At 61.0% G+C, this 385-nt stretch carries 2 protein-coding genes; both read right to left on the bottom strand.

Features of this window, described 5'->3' with window-relative positions; all coding sequences use genetic code 11:
- Positions 1-112, bottom strand: a 112-nt coding sequence (locus JNB71_RS24280; RefSeq protein WP_220374319.1) for a GatB/YqeY domain-containing protein, incomplete at its 3' end; no start/stop codon positions are given.
- Positions 113-235: 123 nt separating this feature from the next.
- A partial coding sequence (locus JNB71_RS24275; protein WP_220374318.1) for an NAD(P)/FAD-dependent oxidoreductase occupies positions 236-385 on the bottom strand: 150 nt, incomplete at its 5' end.

Raw genomic sequence — 385 nt, 5'->3', positions numbered from 1 at the left:
GCTTGATGGCAGCCTGCAACAGACGGATCGTGCCCAGACGATCCGTTTCCTTGGCGCGCATGGCGGCCTTCATGTCTTCCGTGATCTGTGCCTTGAGGGACAACTGCGACATTCCGAACTCCGATAAACGGCAAAACCCGCTTGGACGGTGGGCCCAGCGGGTTGCAAACTTTGAAAAATGGATCACTGATCGTAGCACAGAACCCGAACAGTTCCAGGACAGATCCGTGGGGGATCAACGGGCCGAGGCAGCCTCTCCTGCCGCGACGGCCGAAGCCCACGCCCACTGGAAGTTGTAGCCGCCGAGCCAGCCTGTCACGTCGACCACCTCGCCGATGAAGTACAGGCCGGGTGCCGATTGGGCCTCCATGGTGGCGGATGACAG

The sequence above is a fragment of the Rhizobium herbae genome (assembly GCF_019511375.1).
In the GTDB taxonomy this organism is placed as follows: domain Bacteria; phylum Pseudomonadota; class Alphaproteobacteria; order Rhizobiales; family Rhizobiaceae; genus Pararhizobium; species Pararhizobium herbae_A.
This window is presented reverse-complemented; position numbering and strand designations above follow the sequence as displayed.